At 60.1% G+C, this 17,698-nt stretch carries 11 protein-coding genes; 7 read left to right on the forward strand and 4 right to left on the reverse strand.

Annotation, left to right across the window (positions count from 1 at the left end; translation table 11 throughout):
* Window positions 1-9 precede the first annotated feature (9 nt).
* Entirely contained in the window at window positions 10-7,533 is a 7,524-nt protein-coding gene (locus tag HDE80_RS21785) for a putative Ig domain-containing protein (RefSeq protein WP_221437774.1), read from the forward strand.
* Window positions 7,534-7,792: 259 nt separating this feature from the next.
* On the forward strand, window positions 7,793-8,206 hold the full coding sequence (locus HDE80_RS21790; RefSeq protein WP_184674407.1) for an Imm70 family immunity protein: 414 nt from the start codon (window positions 7,793-7,795) through the stop codon (window positions 8,204-8,206).
* Window positions 8,207-8,573: 367 nt separating this feature from the next.
* On the opposite strand, the gene HDE80_RS21795 is transcribed toward HDE80_RS21790, so the two are convergent.
* Window positions 8,574-8,798 (reverse strand): hypothetical protein, encoded by a 225-nt coding sequence (locus tag HDE80_RS21795; RefSeq protein WP_184674409.1) that lies wholly within the window; start codon window positions 8,796-8,798, stop codon window positions 8,574-8,576.
* Between the two features lie 169 nt (window positions 8,799-8,967).
* A complete protein-coding gene (locus HDE80_RS21800) occupies window positions 8,968-9,324 on the reverse strand; it encodes a helix-turn-helix transcriptional regulator (protein ID WP_255484084.1) in 357 nt (118 codons plus the stop codon).
* 148 nt (window positions 9,325-9,472) lie between these two features.
* Here HDE80_RS21800 and HDE80_RS21805 point away from each other — a divergent pair, with 148 nt between their 5' ends.
* The 4 genes from HDE80_RS21805 to HDE80_RS21820 all read left to right on the forward strand — a co-directional run bounded on the left by HDE80_RS21805 (window position 9,473) and on the right by HDE80_RS21820 (window position 15,594).
* The gene (locus HDE80_RS21805; protein WP_184674412.1) at window positions 9,473-12,499 is read left to right on the forward strand and encodes a CHC2 zinc finger domain-containing protein; all 3,027 of its coding nucleotides are present in this window, start codon (window positions 9,473-9,475) and stop codon (window positions 12,497-12,499) included.
* A gap of 3 nt (window positions 12,500-12,502) precedes the next feature.
* Complete coding sequence (xerC, locus tag HDE80_RS21810) at window positions 12,503-13,573, forward strand: site-specific tyrosine recombinase XerC (RefSeq protein ID WP_184674413.1); 1,071 nt, start codon at window positions 12,503-12,505, stop codon at window positions 13,571-13,573.
* Window positions 13,574-13,773: 200 nt separating this feature from the next.
* A complete protein-coding gene (locus HDE80_RS21815) occupies window positions 13,774-14,148 on the forward strand; it encodes a hypothetical protein (protein ID WP_184674414.1) in 375 nt (124 codons plus the stop codon).
* Between the two features lie 1,032 nt (window positions 14,149-15,180).
* Window positions 15,181-15,594, forward strand: a complete 414-nt coding sequence (locus HDE80_RS21820; RefSeq protein ID WP_184674407.1) for an Imm70 family immunity protein — start codon at window positions 15,181-15,183, stop codon at window positions 15,592-15,594.
* A 367-nt stretch (window positions 15,595-15,961) separates the two neighbouring features.
* Here HDE80_RS21820 and HDE80_RS21825 read toward each other — a convergent pair whose 3' ends face one another.
* Together HDE80_RS21825 and HDE80_RS21830 are read right to left on the reverse strand one after the other, a co-directional pair.
* Window positions 15,962-16,186: a hypothetical protein gene (locus tag HDE80_RS21825; RefSeq protein WP_184674409.1), complete on the reverse strand. Its 225-nt coding sequence runs from the start codon at window positions 16,184-16,186 to the stop codon at window positions 15,962-15,964.
* Window positions 16,187-16,355: 169 nt separating this feature from the next.
* The gene (locus HDE80_RS21830; protein ID WP_255484084.1) at window positions 16,356-16,712 is read right to left on the reverse strand and encodes a helix-turn-helix transcriptional regulator; all 357 of its coding nucleotides are present in this window, start codon (window positions 16,710-16,712) and stop codon (window positions 16,356-16,358) included.
* 85 nt (window positions 16,713-16,797) lie between these two features.
* Between HDE80_RS21830 and HDE80_RS21835 the strand changes: the two genes are divergently transcribed.
* Complete coding sequence (locus tag HDE80_RS21835) at window positions 16,798-17,595, forward strand: CHC2 zinc finger domain-containing protein (protein ID WP_221437775.1); 798 nt, start codon at window positions 16,798-16,800, stop codon at window positions 17,593-17,595.
* The last annotated feature ends 103 nt before the right edge of the window (window positions 17,596-17,698 follow it).

A 17,698-nucleotide genomic window follows, 5' to 3' on the forward strand; every position in this document is an offset into this window, starting at 1 on the left:
ATCCTGCAATTGAACCCGGGCGACGATCTGACCACGGCCGCGTTGTATACCGCGGTCAGTCCGGTCACGACCTATGTTTACGATGCGCTGGGTCACACGCTGAGCAGCACGGTCAGTGCCGGTGGTCTGTCGGAACAGACCGTGTCGACGTACAACGCCTTAGGGCAGCAGGTGACGTCGGTCGATGCCAATGGCAACGTCACCACCTACACCTACGACAACAACGGCAATGTGCTCACCCAGGTCAGCACATTGACCGGCAACATCACGACGGGCGGGACGACCACGGTGGGTGCTGTAAGCACGGTCACCAGCACCTACACCTACGACGCCGACAACCAGCAGCTGACTACTGCCGTGCAGCGCAGCGGCCAGAGCGGTTACGACAGCTACACGCAGGTGAAGTACAACGCGTTCGGCGAAGTGGTGGCCAAGGGCGACAACAACGGGTATGAGGCGACCTACACGTACAACAATGTGGGGCTGCTGACCACGGCACCGGATAGCAAGACCGGGGCCATCCACAGCTATATCTACGATCTGGCCGGTAGTCAGGTGGTGGATCTGTCCACCGCCACGGGCGGCGGTAACGGGGTATGGACGGGCAATACGCTGGATCTGGCGGGACACGCCATCGCCCGGGTGGTCCCGGTCGCCAACGCGATAGCCGGTGAAAGCAGTCCGAGCACCTTCACTTACGACCGCTGGGGCAACGTGCTGTCCAGCACGGATGCGGCCGGCAATGTCACGCAATACCAGTACGACAGCCAGAACCAGTTGATCCGTGAGATCGAGCCGAACGTGCTGGTGGTGTCCGCGACGGGCGTGCGTACTTTTCAGACGCCGACCAAGAGCTGGTACTACAACGTCCAGGGCCAGTTGATCGGGGTCACCGATGAGGACGGCAATACCTCGCTGAATACCTACGATGCGGCCGGCAACCTCACGATCGCGCAGGATGCGACCGGTGCCAATACCACTACCGCTTACGACGCGCTGGGCCGCGCCGTGGCGCAGGAGACGCCACCGGCCAATACGCTGAGCGGGCCGCTCACCCATATCACCTATACCAGCTACAACAGCCTCAACCAGGTGACGGCGCAGGGTGACTTCCTGATCAACAGCGCGGGTAACGGGCGCACCCAGCAGGCGCAGGAAACCTACGTCCTCAACAGCAACGGCGACCGCCTCCAGGTGACCGATGCGCTGGGCAATACCTCGTACTACAGCTACGACAGCCAGCATCGCGTGCTGAGCAGCCAGACCCCAGTCCAGCATGCCAGTGGTTGGGCCGAAACCTTCACTTACGACGTCAACGGCAACCAGACCGGCGAGACCACGGCCGATGGTGATCAGGAGTCGTGGGCGTATGACTATTTTGGTCGAGTGCAGTCGCACATCGACCTGAGCGGCGCCACGACCACATATACCTATGACGCCAGCTCCGGCCTGCTGACCAGCGAGAGCAGCAACTGGGCGCCGGCGGGACAGACCAATCCGGGGTACCTGCCGAGTGCGCTCACCGGCACCGGCAGCAGCGAGCAATACCAGTACGACGCCGATGGGCAAGTCGCGAAGTTCACCCAGCTCACGGGGGGGACGGTGGCCGAATGGGACACCTACCAGTACGACGTCAATGGCAACCAGACCGTGGACGCCACCTACACCACCGACGGTGCCGGGCTGGTGGTGCACACCGAAACGGTGTCCAGCTACGACAGCCACAACCGACTCAGTGTGGAGACCACCGAGAATCCGGACAACAGCGTCGCCAACTCACGCCTGGTCTACAACTACGATGCTGCCGGCAATCGGCGGGCGGTGTTCGCGCAAAGCGCCTACGGCACCAACGCCTCGCCAGTCGGTGGCAATGGCGGCCCACCCACCGGCACGGTGAGCGCGCAGACGGCAGCGCCGGGTGCGGCGTGGAACTTCAGTGTGGCCGGCAGCTTCACCGACAACGTCGGCTTCGGGCTCACGTTTTCGGCCACCCAGTCCAACGGCAGCGCACTGCCGAGCTGGATGACTCTCAACAGCAGCGGCAACTTCGGCGGTACGCCGAGCACGGCCGGCACCTGGTCGATCACCGTGACGGCCACCGACGTCAATGGCCAGAGCGTCAGCAGCACGTTCACGGTGACCGTGCCCCTGGTCACGCCAGTGTTTACCGCCGGAGCGACCAACCAGGTCGGTAGCGTGAATACCGCCTTTAGCTTCACCGTGCCCGGCGCCACCGATGCCAACGGACTGGCGATCAGTTATGCACCGGCATGGGTCACCAGCAACGGTGATGTGCCCCTGCCTTCATGGCTGAGTTTTAACGCCAGCACGCTGACCTTCAGCGGCACGCCACCGGGCGGGAGTGCCGGTACCTACACCATTGCTTACGGTGCATCGGCCGGAGGGTTCAACCCGATCCAGACCTTCACTTACACCGTGCTCTCCACCCCGCCGGTCGCCAACGGTTCGATCGGTAGTCAGACCGTATACGGCACGCATGCTTTCGCTTTCAGCTTCCCTTCCAGCATTTTCAACGAAAGCGATGGCGATGCACTGACGTATTCGGCCGGCAGCTACGCGTTCCAGTCCATCCCGGGCGAGCCCACCGTGGAAAACGACTCCACGCTGCCGTCCTGGATGACGTTTTATCCGTCCAGCCTCACGTTTGCGGGCACGCCTCCGGCCAGTGCGGTAGGCCAGACGTTCAAGCTGTATGTGATGGCGACCAATCCGCAAGGGCAAAAAGCTGAAACGTACTTCTCCGTCAGTGTGTCGCAATACGTGCAGCCGGCACCGGTCTACAACGGCAACCTGGCCAACCAGACCGGTGTGATCGGTGGTGCCTCGCTCAACCTCACACTGCCAGCCAATGCCTTCGTTGAGCCGGATGGCGGCGCGCTGACCTATACCGGCATGGTGTTGATTCCCGCGCATACGTTGACGGTGAATAAAGCGGGTGAGCCCACCGATACCAGCGTGGCGGCCGTATGGACGTCTATCAGCGATGTTGGCCTCAGCGTCAACGCCACCACCGGTGCGATCACGGGCGTGCCAACCGCGCTCACCTTTGAGACGTCCAATTTTTCCACCGCGGTCTATGAGCACGACAGTACCTATCAGCTCGAAATCATCGCCACCAACGCCCAGGGCGGAACGGCCTCCGGTGCGCTGACGCTGACCAACAGCTACGCGCCACCGGCCGTGACCGGCGCCATCCCGGCGCAGACCCTGACCCCTAACGGGTCCGCGCAGGTCTACAGCATCCCGGCCGTGTTTAGCGACCCTTACGGCCACGGGCTGACCTATACCAGTAACGCGCCCGCGTGGGCCGGTTTTGCCAGCAATGGCACGTTTACGTTCAACGGCACGACGGAATCGGCGGGCACGTACAACTGGACGATTACCGCCACCGATGGCCTGGGGCATACGGGCAGCACCACGATCTCGGTGACGGTGAACAACGTGGCGCCAGTCTTCAACAGTGCGGCCGCCAACGAAACGGTCAATCCGGGAGCCGCCTTCAGTTTCACGGTACCTGGAGCGACGAGCTATAACGGTTCGGCGATCTCCTACGTCCCGGCATGGGTAACCAGCACAGCCTGGGTGCCATTGCCCTCGTGGCTGAATTTTAATGGGACGACGCGTACTTTCAGCGGCACGCCGCCGTCCGGCAGTGCGGGTACCTACACGATTGTTTACGGCGCCGCCGCCAACGGATTCAACCCGGTTCAGAGCTTTACTATCACCGTCATCAGTACTGTGCCACCAGGAGCACCGCCGACGTACAACGGCATGAATACGATCATTCAATGGCTGGCAGGCAAAAGCAAAACCTGGACCGTTCCCACCACCGCCTTCACCAACCCCTCAGGGCAGCCCATCACTTATACGATGACGAATCAGGGTGGGGGTCCGCTGGATTCCGAATTTGTCTTTGGTGCGGTTACTCCCAGTACGCTGAGCGGTACGGCCAGGGACACGACGTCTGATCGCACGATCGACATTACGTTGACTGCCACCGACCCTGCCAGCGGCAAGTCCGTCAGCGTGAACATGGAAATCGATATCGCTGGCGATGAAAGCGCCAAGGGGAAAAACAACGCGATCGCTCAGGTAGCCACGACCCAGGCCGCCGTCGCCACCACGCCCAACATCCAGGCGGAGTGGTTCACCTACGACGCCGACAACCGGGTGGAGGTAAACGACGGCAGCCTGGTGAACGGCCAGATCGTGCTGACGCCGGCGACCTACGAAAACACCACCTATGCCAATGAGTACGATGCGGCCGGCAATGTGGCGGTGCTCGTGACGGACGTCAGTGGCGTCACGATGATTCAGGGCATGGAGTACGACCAGCGCAACGAGCTGGTGGAAACGGATTACGCGCTCAGCGCCGGCCAGGCCAGTCTGGGCGCCCAGCAGCGTCAGAGTTACGACGCCGACGGTCATCTGCTGAGTACATACCAATACCTCAACAACAAGGCGACCGAGTCCGTTTACGGCACCGTCGACATGCCCGAGGGCACGATCAATTTGCGGATCGGCGGCTGGGTGGATCAGGGAGAAACCAGCACCTACAACGCGGATGGTCAGGTCACGGCGCAGGTCAGTTTAGTTAGCCCGTATACCAATTGGTTGCAGGTGGCCAACACGTTCGAACAGGACGGAACGATGCCCGACGGCACGAATACCAGTCGGCTGGCGGTGGGCTCGACCACCACCTACACCGCGTTCGACGCCGCCGACAATGTCACCGCCTACAGCTACGTGCAGAACGCACCCCAAGGCACGACGACCGGCGCGTTTGGTGCCAACTACACGGTGAGCTACCTCAAGAAGGACGGCTACCTGCAGCAGAGTACCGCCGGTACGCCGACCGTGTCCGGCTACGTGCCGGCCACCGACACGACGTACTACGACGCGTTCGGGCGCACCATCGCGGTGGCGCAGACCAGTCAGAGCAACAGCGGGGCGGCGCAGAACACCACCCGTGCCTACGCCTACGACACCGCCGGGCAGATCCTGGAAGAGCGTAGCGGCACGATCAGCGGCACGACCCTGACCCCCACCAACGGTTACTTCGCCAATCACTACACCTACGTCAATGGCCAGCAGGTCAGCGACATGGACGAGGAAGGCGAGATCGGGGTAGCGACCACCTTGACCGGCTTCAGCACCAGCACGCAGGGCTATGTGGTGCAGGTCGGCGACACGCTGGCGAGCATTGCGCAGACGGAGTACGGCAACAGCGACTACGGTTACATCATCGGCGAGGCCAACGGCCTGAGCAGCACCAGCACCTTGGTGCCGGGGCAGAGCATCACGATCCCGTCGGTGACCACCAGCAGCAATACGGCAACCACGTTCAAGCCGTATAACGCGGGCAGCATTATTGGCAGTACCACGCCGAACCTGCCGACAGCACCGCCGCCGCCGCCGCCGAGTAGTTCGGGGTGTTCGGGGCTGGCGGAAATGCTGGTGGTAGCCGTGGCGATCGTCGTGACGATCTATACCGCGGGCGCAGCGGCTGAAGCCTTTGGCGCAGCGGAGGTAGGAGGCTCGACGCTGGCCACAGGTGCTGCTGCGTTGGGGGGTACCTTGACGGCAACCGGTGCTGGCATCGCAGGCGCGGTGGTCGGTGGCATAGCCGGCAGCGTGGCCGGTCAGTTGACCGGCGATGCCTTAGGGGTGAGCCAGGGGTTCTCCTTGGAGCAAGCGTTGACTTCGGGTCTGGCGGCAGGTCTTACGGCGGGTATTGGCGGAGAGATCAGTTCGAGTGGTGAGGCTGTCCTCGCCAACGCCAAAGGGGTCTTGACGCCGACTGGCGCAGCCTTGTTTGGTGCGGGCGCGTACGCGAGTGGGGTGGCTGCCGACAAAGTTACCGGGGAAGCCACGCATTTCAGCTGGGCTGGTCTGGCAGCATCGGCGGTGGCATCCGGCATAACTGCTGCAGCCGGTCTGAAGGGCGAACCATTACAGCAAGTGGGTGATAGTGCCGGCAGCTTCACGCAAGACGTGGCCGGTGGCTTGCTGTCCGGTGGATTGACCCGCGAAACCTCGCAGCTGCTCGGTGACAACCACGTATCGAGCTGGCAGCAGATCGGTGAGGATGCGTTTGGCAATGCGCTCGGTAATGCGGCGGCAGGCGCCATCAACGCTGCGCAAGTGAGCAGTGCGGAACAAACGGCATCGTTCAGTCGTCAAGCGAGCAGTCAATGGAGCCAGGACCAGGCGTCCATCAACACCTATGCCAACGGTTGGAACCAGGGTCTTGGCGAACTGGCGTTTGAGCAAGAGGCCCAAACGCTGATGGCGAATAGTCCGCAGCTGGTATCGGCGGATGCGTATTCGACCTATACGGGCGTGCACGGATTGGTTGATCCGGATGAGGATGCCGGTTCATCAGAACCGTCCTACACATTGCAGTCGCCGAACGGTGATGTTTATGCGCCGATAACGTTGCCGGGTTACGCATCGTTTCTGGAAACCAATGCAGATGGGACGCCGTACCTTTTTCAAAACAAGAACGTGACAGACCTCTCGCAGGTAACGGTTTCCGCGACAGCAAACTATCTATCGCTCAATAACCCTTACGCGGTCGGCGATGATTTAGATCAACAGCTGGCCGATGTGCTGCCGGGAAGTGCCAAATGGGCACAGCTACAGGGACAAGCGGCGGTGCAAGGTTTGGGGAGCGCCGATCCCGTGGCGCAATCTCAGGGAGCGCTTGCGGCCTTGCAGCTAAATATCCGTCAGACTGAGCAAGAGATGGCATACAACGGCGGCATACCGATGTCGCAGGCGGGAGCCATACAGGACAATTCCGCGCAGCAGCTAGCCTTGGTGAAGGCGATGGCGGCAGCAGGCGGACCTTTGGATATGGCGGCTGCGGGTTATTCGCTGCGGGCCAACCCGAATAACGTGCAAGGCGCGATGAACTCGGTCGCTTTTGCAGAGAGCATCAACGCGGGAATGATGGCGGGCTTTGCTTACCGAAGCGCCGTCTCGACCGGGCTGGAAAGTGGTCAGCCGATCGAGTATCAACCGTTGCCTGTTCCGGCGCTTGTGGAAGGCCAGTCGGATGTTAGCCTTGTGGAGCCGGGGGTTCCAAACGCGGGAGCCGTTGATACAGCGGCGGGTGCATCGGGTTCTCCGTCACAGCTGGTTAGTGGCCAAGCAGCCGAGCCTCAGCAGCTAGCGGCACTGAATTCCACAGGGAAGGTTCCCTTTACTCCATCGCCAGATCAGGTAAATAGCGCGGCGTTTCAGGTGATCGTCGGAAAACCTCAGTACACGGCCAGCGGCGATCTCGTAGGCACGATTTACGATGGTTTGAACGAGGATGGCCTCGCCGAGATCAAAACAGGTTCCAGTACGTTGGATTCTTCCTACCAGCTCAGGCTGCAGACGTATGGAGCGCTTGTTAATGACCCACCGACCCCGCTGACTATCTATACGAGCCGTCCGGTGAATCCTACTTTCCAGAACTACCTCACCAGGTGGGGTGTGTCTGTTCAGCCATTGCCGTATTGAGGTGCGTTATGGAATTTAAGGCTACAAAGCATCAGGTTGCTCGGAGTGCGATGCCCGATGCAGAGGCATTCAACAGGATGTATCTGGTCAAAAATGTTTCGAGGCTTAGAGCGACGTATCAGATACGACTACTTGCATTTAAGGCAGTGGATAAAGGGATACAGCTTGTTTTGCGCGTTCCAGAGACGTGTGTGTTCGATGATTCATTGATTGATCTCATGAAGAAGTGTGGCAAGTCCGTGGCCAGGGAGAACTACTGATGGGCCTCTACCTATGCGCGTTTGATGGTGCTGAAGAAATAGATGGCGTCGAGGTTGGCGCTTACGCGGACTTCAACTTCTTCAGGGACGCAGTTGTTGCTGCCGTAGAAAATGGCCAGCGCGGAAGCCAGTGCCCGGTGTTGGTGGAGCATCACGACAGCGACGGCGAGTGGTCTTCCGATGAATCCTTGCGGCTTATCGTCGAGCTCGACTTGATAGGAAAGGCCTTGCGTGAGCTGCCACCTGTGGAGTTCAACTCCGCGTGGAAGAAGAAGGTTGCGACGGCGCTTGGCTTGAAGCCAAGGAACCTGCTCGACTGCTTCTTTGATGTGGATGGAGAACCCTTGGTGGATCGGCTGCGAGGGTTGGCTGAAAAAAGTGTTCAGCGAGGCGCCCCCATCCTGTTCCAGTAGGCCCGGAAGGCGATCATGCCGACGCCCGCCTAGCGCGGGCGTTTTGCTGTCTGTCATCGGCAGCGCAGGCAGATCGAAAGAGTAGAAAACAGTCTGTAGTGGAACATAAAGGGCTGTAGTCGTTTCGCACTGTTTTTGCCCGCTAGCCTTTATGCCATAAGGCTTTGCGCTGTATCCATGTTTCTGCTTGGTTGTATCGGTTTTGTAGTCGTTTTTTTGCGCGCAGTGACTATCCCGTTTGCCTGGTGCAAAGGGGTTGGCAACCACCTCAATGACTAAAGAAATCAGCTTCGCCCCGAAATGATCTCGAAGGGCGTGCGACGAACGGGGAAATTTGCGTTGTGCGCAAATAACTATCCGTCAGAGCTCAAGCGGGCTCCTCATCCTGCGCACAGGACGATTCCCAGTCTGGCGTGTAGGGCACTGAACGACCGTCGGGAAAGAACAGCATCAAATGGCCCTCGGCATCACTGCCAACGGTCGGCCTTCCGGTAGCGTGAGTGCGCGCAATAGCTTTTTGCACCGCGCGCTGCACTGGCGCGACCAACTCCTCGCGGGAGGCGGTTGCCAGATGCTGGATGAACTTGTTCATGACATGCCTCCGCGTATGCGATCGGTGTCGACCGTTATCGTTGGTGGTGATGCGTCGCCGTCGGTGTTTATTTATACCAAGAAAAACCCACCTCACAGGCCGCTGTCGCGGCCCGTGAGGCAGGTGCTATGCGATCGACGGCAACGCCGAATCGTTATCTTTTAGTCGCCTAGCGACTGGCCTGCTGCAATACCGTGTCGAGCATCTGGCTCACAAACTTCTGCTGTGCACGGGGCAACTGACTGACCTGATCGAGCTGTTGTTGCAGCTTGGAAGCCGGGCCGCGTTTGCCGCTACGCCTGCTGTCCTCACCGATCAGCCCTTCCATGCTTGTGGCGAGTACCCGGGCTAGTGTGGGTAGCAGAGAGATCGGCACACGCCGACGTCCCACCTCGTAAGAGGCCACCATCTGCTGCGACACGCCGAGCAACTCGGCGAGTTGCTGCTGCGTCAGCTCAAGATCCTTGCGCAGTCCTGCAATGCGTAGGCCGAGTGCCTGGAAAAAGATCTTCTCGTCAGTCGTCATGGGGCCGATGGATGTGAAACGGATCGTGCCCATACGCTAGCCCTCTCTCTGCGGAATGGAGTTGACGTTACGCCAAAATGGCGTAATGTTCCAGCATGGTTATTTTTTGCTTTATCCCCTTGACAGGTTTTTGGCCGGAGACCGTTTTATGGCACGCATCCCGGAACACGACATCGAGCAGCTCAAGCAACAGGTGTCCCTGGTGCGGCTGGTCGAAGCCGACGGGATCGCGCTGACCAAACAGGGCAGGGACTATGCGGGGCGTTGTCCCTTCCACGAGGATGCGACGCCCTCGCTGATCGTGACGCCGGCGAAGAACCTGTATCACTGCTTCGGCTGCAACGCGGCCGGCGGTCCGATCGACTGGGTGATGCACCGTCGGGGCGTGAGCTTCCGGCATGCGGTGGAAACCTTGCGCACGGAACTGGGCCTGATCGATGCGCCGGTGGTGACAGCGGTGCGCACACCGGCGTCTTTTACCTTAGCTGCCGAAGCGGATCGACAGGCGTTGCTGCGCCAGGTGCTCGGGTATTACCGGGAGACGCTGACACAAAGCCCGGACGCAATGGCGTACCTGGCCAAGCGCGGCCTGCAGCATCCCGAGCTGATCGCCCGCTTCCAGCTGGGCTATGCCAATCGCTCGCTGGGCTATCGGTTGCCCGATAAACAACTCAAGGCCGGCGCCGAGCAACGCGGCCGGTTGCAGACGATCGGTCTGTTGCGCGACTCCGGCCACGAACACTTTAATGGCAGTCTTGTCGTGCCGGTGATCGGTGCCGACGGCACGATCCACGAAGTGTATGGACGCAAGATCCGCGATGACCTGCGCGCGGGCACGGCGTATCACCTGTATCTGCCCGGTCCGCATGCCGGGGTGTGGAACGAAGAAGGCCTCGCCGCCTGCGGCGGCGAGGTGATCCTGTGCGAAGCGTTGATCGACGCGATGACCTTCTGGGTGCACGGTCTGAAAAACGTCACCGCCAGTTACGGTGTGCACGGTTTTACCGACGATCATCGCGCTGCGTTTGCGCGCTACGGCATCCGTCGTGTGCTGATCGCGTATGACCGCGATGACGCCGGCAACACCGCTGCCGAGGCGCTGGCCAAGACGCTGATGGCCAGCGGCATCGACTGCTACCGCGTGCTGTTCCCCAAAGGCATGGACGCCAATGCGTACGCCTTGGCGATGAGTCCGCCGGCCAAGGCCTTGGCGCTGATGATCCGCAAAGCCCAGTGGTTAGGGAACGGTGAGGCGCCGGCACTGACCAGCGCGCGTGATGCACGCGAGATGATCGATCCTCCCTTAGTCGCTGCTCCGATCCCACCGGCGGCTAAGGAAAAAGCGGTCGCCGTGGAGGTGCCCGAACCCACGATCACCTCGCCGTTGCCGCCGGCGCCGGTAGAGGATGTGGCGACGCCACAGGGCGATCACGATCTGATGTTGACGCTGGGCGATCGGCACTATCGGGTGCGTGGCTGGAAGAAACCGCTCAACCCGGAAGCGCTGAAGGTGAACCTGCTGGTCAGTCGCGGTGAGCGCTTCCACGTCGATACGCTGGATCTGTATCAGGCCAAAGCACGGGCGGCGTTTACCAAGCAGGCCGGCATGGAGCTGGGCGAAGCCGAGGATGTGCTCAAGCACGACCTCGGTCGTGTGCTGTTGAAACTGGAAGCGGTGCAGACCGAACAGCTGACGGCCGCACTCACGAAAGAAGACAAGATCCCGAAGCTCAGCGACAGCGAACACAGCGAGGCATTAGCGCTGCTGAAATCGCCCGATCTGCTCGATCGCATCGTGGCGGATTTTACGGCGTGTGGCGTGGTGGGTGAGCGCACGAACACGCTGGTCGGGTATGTGGCGGCGGTGTCGCGCCAGCTCGATCGGCCCTTGGCCGTGATCATCCAAAGCTCCAGTGCGGCCGGCAAGAGTGCGCTGATGGATGCCGTGCTCGCCCTGATGCCGGACGAGGACCAGGTGCGCTACTCGGCGATGACCGGGCAGAGCCTGTTTTACATGGGCAAGACGAACCTCAAGCACAAGATCCTGGCCATCGCCGAGGAAGAGGGCGCGTCGAATGCGAGCTATGCCTTGAAGCTGTTGCAATCGGAAGGTGAAGTGACGATCGCCAGCACCGGCAAAGATCCGACCACCGGCTTGCTGGTCACGCACGAGTATCGGGTCGAAGGCCCGGTGATGCTGTTTTTAACCACCACGGCGATCGACATCGACGAGGAACTGCTCAATCGCTGCCTGGTGTTGACGGTGAACGAGAGCCGCGAACAGACGCGGGCGATCCATGCGCTGCAGCGTCGCCGGCAAACGCTCGATGGTCTGCTCGCCACCACCGATCGCGATGCGATCCTTGCGGTGCATCGTAATGCGCAGCGCTTGCTGCAACCCCTCGCGGTGGTCAATCCGCATGCCGATCGGCTGACCTTCCTGGATGACCAGACCCGCACGCGCCGGGATCACATGAAATACCTCACGCTGATCCGGGCGATCGCGCTGCTGCATCAGTACCAGCGCCCGGTGCACACGGTGCAGCATCGCGGCAAGGAGCTGCGCTACATCGAGGTGGTGCCGACCGATATCGCGGTGGCCAATCAGCTCGCGCACGAAGTGCTGGGCCGCACGCTCGATGAGTTGCCACCACAGACCCGCTTGCTGCTGAAGCACGTGCACACCTGGGTCACCGACGAATGCGAGCGCCTCGCCGTGTCACGCACGGATCTGCGCTTCACCCGTCGTCAGGTGCGTGCGCTGACCGGCTGGGGCGATACGCAACTGAAGATCCACCTGGGCCGTCTGGCCGAACTGGAATACGTGCTGATCCATCGGGCCGATCGTGGCCAGCGCTTCGACTACGAGCTGCTGTATGACGGCGAAGGCGAACACGGTGGTCGCTTCCTGATGGGACTGACGGAAGCCAACGGTGTGGCCATGACCGCCTATGACGACGACCGGTCGGGGGTGAGTGCAGCACGGTCGGTGCCCGGTCGGGCCACGGTCGGCCCCGTGTCGGGGCGTGGTCGTCGGGTCGCCGAGGCCGTGCACACCCTGCACGACAACGTCTCGACGCTGATCGACGCGAAGACGTTACCGAAAAGCACGGCACCGGTGGTCTCGCGCTCAGGGTCGTACGCCGCAGCTTCTCACTTAGCCGCTGGCAAGTAAGCGATGCCGCGCAAGGGCCAGCACACGCCGAGGGTGCCGATCGGTGACGTGCGCGATCCGGACAGCCTGTATCACACGGTGTTGCGCTTCGGTGCGTGGCAGCGTGAGAAGAACTACTCCGAGAAGACCATCGAGGCGCGCGAGATTTACCTGCGCTACTTTGTGACCTGGTGCGATGCCCGCGGCTTGCGTCGTCCGCAGGAGATCACCAAGCCGATCCTGGAACGCTACCAGCGGTATCTCTTCCTGCATCGCAAGAAGGATGGCCAGCCGCTCTCCACGCGCAGCCAGCACACGCGCATCGTGCCGGTGCGTGCGCTGTTTAAGTGGCTCGCTCGCTACAACCACATCCTCTACAACCCGGCGTCCGATCTGGAGCTGCCGCGACTGGAACATCGGTTGCCCAAGCATGTGCTGACGGTGGGTGAGGCCGAAGCGGTGATGGCGGTGCCGGATCTGGCCACGCCGACCGGCCTGCGTGATCGGGCGATGCTGGAGACGCTGTACTCCACCGGCATCCGGCGCATGGAGCTGATCGGCATCCACGTGCATGATCTGGACACGGAACGCGGCACGCTGATGGTGCGCCAGGGGAAGGGCCGCAAGGATCGCATGGTGCCGATCGGCGAACGCGCCTTGGCGTGGATCGGCAAGTATCGGGACGATGTGCGGCCGCAGCTGGCCAGCGGCGGTGATGACGGCACGCTGTTCCTGACGCACTTGAGCGAAGCGTTCACGCCGAACCGTCTGACCCAACTGGTGCGCGAACACGTGGATGCGGCGAAGCTCATCAAACGCGGGAGCTGCCATCTGTTTAGGCACACGATGGCCACACTGATGCTGGAAAACGGGGCCGACATCCGCTTTATCCAGGCGATGCTCGGCCATGTCTCGCTCAACACCACGCAGATCTACACGCAGGTCAGCATCCGGCAGCTGAAAGCGATCCACACGGCAACGCATCCGGGGCGCATGCCGGTGGGTCGGGCGGTGCACGAGGATGCCCCCGACACCGATCGCGACACGCTGTTGGCCACGCTCGATGCCGAAGCGCTGGAAGAAACGCTCGACTGATCGGCCGCTGTTGCCGGAAAACGTGCGTCCGGGGGTCTGGCCGTTTACCATCAGCGATGTGTCGGGGTGAAACGCTCGGGAGGCCGCAACCACACTAGGGGGTCAGGCAAAAAGTACGACAGGATGCGGTGGCGTGCTCTGATGTTCCAAGCAATACAACTCCTCTTACGTACGACATATCCAATTGGGGTGAAAGCGGGTTGCCCTCTGATGGTTATTTCGCGCGAACTCTGACTCCTCAGCAGTATCGAGATTTTGTTGCCGGTAGAGATTTCTCATTTGGCGGAAAGCCCGTGGATGGGTACCCGGAAGGAATGGGATTCATCGGATCTGCTGAGGAAGTTAGCGGAATAACTACTGCACAAGGCTACAAGGACGCTTTGAAATTAGACTACGAACCGAACTATTTGCTTGAATTCCAGCTCAAGGATCCGGCGGGGTTGCAAAATGTTTTAGACGCCCCGTATGAAGAATTTGTTCCGGGTGGTAAAACGGGCGCCGGATTTCTAGAATTCAATTATCCGGGCATCAATACGAATAGCATCGTCAATCCACGCGTGAGGGTTCTGCAGTGACTCCTTTGAAGTACATTGATCTGAAGGGCGAGAACCGAGTCACAGATATCGATTCCTTAGTCGATGTTGTGCGTGGACCTAGTGGAAAACAGCAAGGATGGCGAGCGCTAATAACATATGCGCCGAGCGAGGGGGTGTTCTTGGAGCTAAGGGATGCGCCACCGGATGTGCGAGGTGACTCTCGTAGCGAGACTGAGGAAGTCTCTCCCAGCTATGTGCAGATGACGTTTGGCCTTACGCCGGCGCAAATTGCTCAATTGCGAAATGAGCCGCATGATTGGGTGCTTGTTGAACGGTAGTCTGATGTAACTAACAAAACGCCCGCCTCATGCGGGCGTTTTGTTGTTCCAAACGCGGGAGCCGTTGATACAGCGGCGGGTGCATCGGGTTCTCCGTCACAGCTGGTTAGTGGCCAAGCAGCCGAGCCTCAGCAGCTAGCGGCACTGAATTCCACAGGGAAGGTTCCCTTTACTCCATCGCCAGATCAGGTAAATAGCGCGGCGTTTCAGGTGATCGTCGGAAAACCTCAGTACACGGCCAGCGGCGATCTCGTAGGCACGATTTACGATGGTTTGAACGAGGATGGCCTCGCCGAGATCAAAACAGGTTCCAGTACGTTGGATTCTTCCTACCAGCTCAGGCTGCAGACGTATGGAGCGCTTGTTAATGACCCACCGACCCCGCTGACTATCTATACGAGCCGTCCGGTGAATCCTACTTTCCAGAACTACCTCACCAGGTGGGGTGTGTCTGTTCAGCCATTGCCGTATTGAGGTGCGTTATGGAATTTAAGGCTACAAAGCATCAGGTTGCTCGGAGTGCGATGCCCGATGCAGAGGCATTCAACAGGATGTATCTGGTCAAAAATGTTTCGAGGCTTAGAGCGACGTATCAGATACGACTACTTGCATTTAAGGCAGTGGATAAAGGGATACAGCTTGTTTTGCGCGTTCCAGAGACGTGTGTGTTCGATGATTCATTGATTGATCTCATGAAGAAGTGTGGCAAGTCCGTGGCCAGGGAGAACTACTGATGGGCCTCTACCTATGCGCGTTTGATGGTGCTGAAGAAATAGATGGCGTCGAGGTTGGCGCTTACGCGGACTTCAACTTCTTCAGGGACGCAGTTGTTGCTGCCGTAGAAAATGGCCAGCGCGGAAGCCAGTGCCCGGTGTTGGTGGAGCATCACGACAGCGACGGCGAGTGGTCTTCCGATGAATCCTTGCGGCTTATCGTCGAGCTCGACTTGATAGGAAAGGCCTTGCGTGAGCTGCCACCTGTGGAGTTCAACTCCGCGTGGAAGAAGAAGGTTGCGACGGCGCTTGGCTTGAAGCCAAGGAACCTGCTCGACTGCTTCTTTGATGTGGATGGAGAACCCTTGGTGGATCGGCTGCGAGGGTTGGCTGAAAAAAGTGTTCAGCGAGGCGCCCCCATCCTGTTCCAGTAGGCCCGGAAGGCGATCATGCCGACGCCCGCCTAGCGCGGGCGTTTTGCTGTCTGTCATCGGCAGCGCAGGCAGATCGAAAGAGTAGAAAACAGTCTGTAGTGGAACATAAAGGGCTGTAGTCGTTTCGCACTGTTTTTGCCCGCTAGCCTTTATGCCATAAGGCTTTGCGCTGTATCCATGTTTCTGCTTGGTTGTATCGGTTTTGTAGTCGTTTTTTTGCGCGCAGTGACTATCCCGTTTGCCTGGTGCAAAGGGGTTGGCAACCACCTCAATGACTAAAGAAATCAGCTTCGCCCCGAAATGATCTCGAAGGGCGTGCGACGAACGGGGAAATTTGCGTTGTGCGCAAATAACTATCCGTCAGAGCTCAAGCGGGCTCCTCATCCTGCGCACAGGACGATTCCCAGTCTGGCGTGTAGGGCACTGAACGACCGTCGGGAAAGAACAGCATCAAATGGCCCTCGGCATCACTGCCAACGGTCGGCCTTCCGGTAGCGTGAGTGCGCGCAATAGCTTTTTGCACCGCGCGCTGCACTGGCGCGACCAACTCCTCGCGGGAGGCGGTTGCCAGATGCTGGATGAACTTGTTCATGACATGCCTCCGCGTATGCGATCGGTGTCGACCGTTATCGTTGGTGGTGATGCGTCGCCGTCGGTGTTTATTTATACCAAGAAAAACCCACCTCACAGGCCGCTGTCGCGGCCCGTGAGGCAGGTGCTATGCGATCGACGGCAACGCCGAATCGTTATCTTTTAGTCGCCTAGCGACTGGCCTGCTGCAATACCGTGTCGAGCATCTGGCTCACAAACTTCTGCTGTGCACGGGGCAACTGACTGACCTGATCGAGCTGTTGTTGCAGCTTGGAAGCCGGGCCGCGTTTGCCGCTACGCCTGCTGTCCTCACCGATCAGCCCTTCCATGCTTGTGGCGAGTACCCGGGCTAGTGTGGGTAGCAGAGAGATCGGCACACGCCGACGTCCCACCTCGTAAGAGGCCACCATCTGCTGCGACACGCCGAGCAACTCGGCGAGTTGCTGCTGCGTCAGCTCAAGATCCTTGCGCAGTCCTGCAATGCGTAGGCCGAGTGCCTGGAAAAAGATCTTCTCGTCAGTCGTCATGGGGCCGATGGATGTGAAACGGATCGTGCCCATACGCTAGCCCTCTCTCTGCGGAATGGAGTTGACGTTACGCCAAAATGGCGTAATGTTCCAGCATGGTTATTTTTTGCTTTATCCCCTTGACAGGTTTTTGGCCGGAGACCGTTTTATGGCACGCATCCCGGAACACGACATCGAGCAGCTCAAGCAACAGGTGTCCCTGGTGCGGCTGGTCGAAGCCGACGGGATCGCGCTGACCAAACAGGGCAGGGACTATGCGGGGCGTTGTCCCTTCCACGAGGATGCGACGCCCTCGCTGATCGTGACGCCGGCGAAGAACCTGTATCACTGCTTCGGCTGCAACGCGGCCGGCGGTCCGATCGACTGGGTGATGCACCGTCGGGGCGTGAGCTTCCGGCATGCGGTGGAAACCTTGCGCACGGAACTGGGCCTGATCGATGCGCCGGTGGTGACAGCGGTGCGCACACCGGCGTCTTTTACCTTAGCTGCCGAAGCGGATCGACAGGCGTTGCTGCGCCAGGTGCTCGGGTATTACCGGGAGACGCTGACACAAAGCCCGGACGCAATGGCGTACCTGGCCAAGCGCGGCCTGCAGCATCCCGAGCTGATCGCCCGCTTCCAGCTGGGCTATGCCAATCGCTCGCTGGGCTATCGGTTGCCCGATAAACAACTCAAGGCCGGCGCCGAGCAACGCGGCCGGTTGCAGACGATCGGTCTGTTGCGCGACTCCGGTGTGCTGTCCACTGTCCAAATAGCCCTTCTGCGTATTGAACGATGCGATTTTTTGCGGCTGCGCCGATCAACAAAGGCCGGTGAAACGGCATCCGGTTCCTCCGTACGAATCAAATCCGATGTTTTGGCGCGACCGACAGGCATTCTTTGACAACTCATGCAGCGACTGGCCTTCCGTCATGCGGACAGGCGTGTGATTTATTGCAGGTGGTCTTAGCGTTGCAAGTATTCACCTTGCAGCAATCCGTCCCACG

The sequence above is a fragment of the Rhodanobacter sp. A1T4 genome, assembly GCF_014207185.1.
GTDB lineage: Bacteria > Pseudomonadota > Gammaproteobacteria > Xanthomonadales > Rhodanobacteraceae > Rhodanobacter.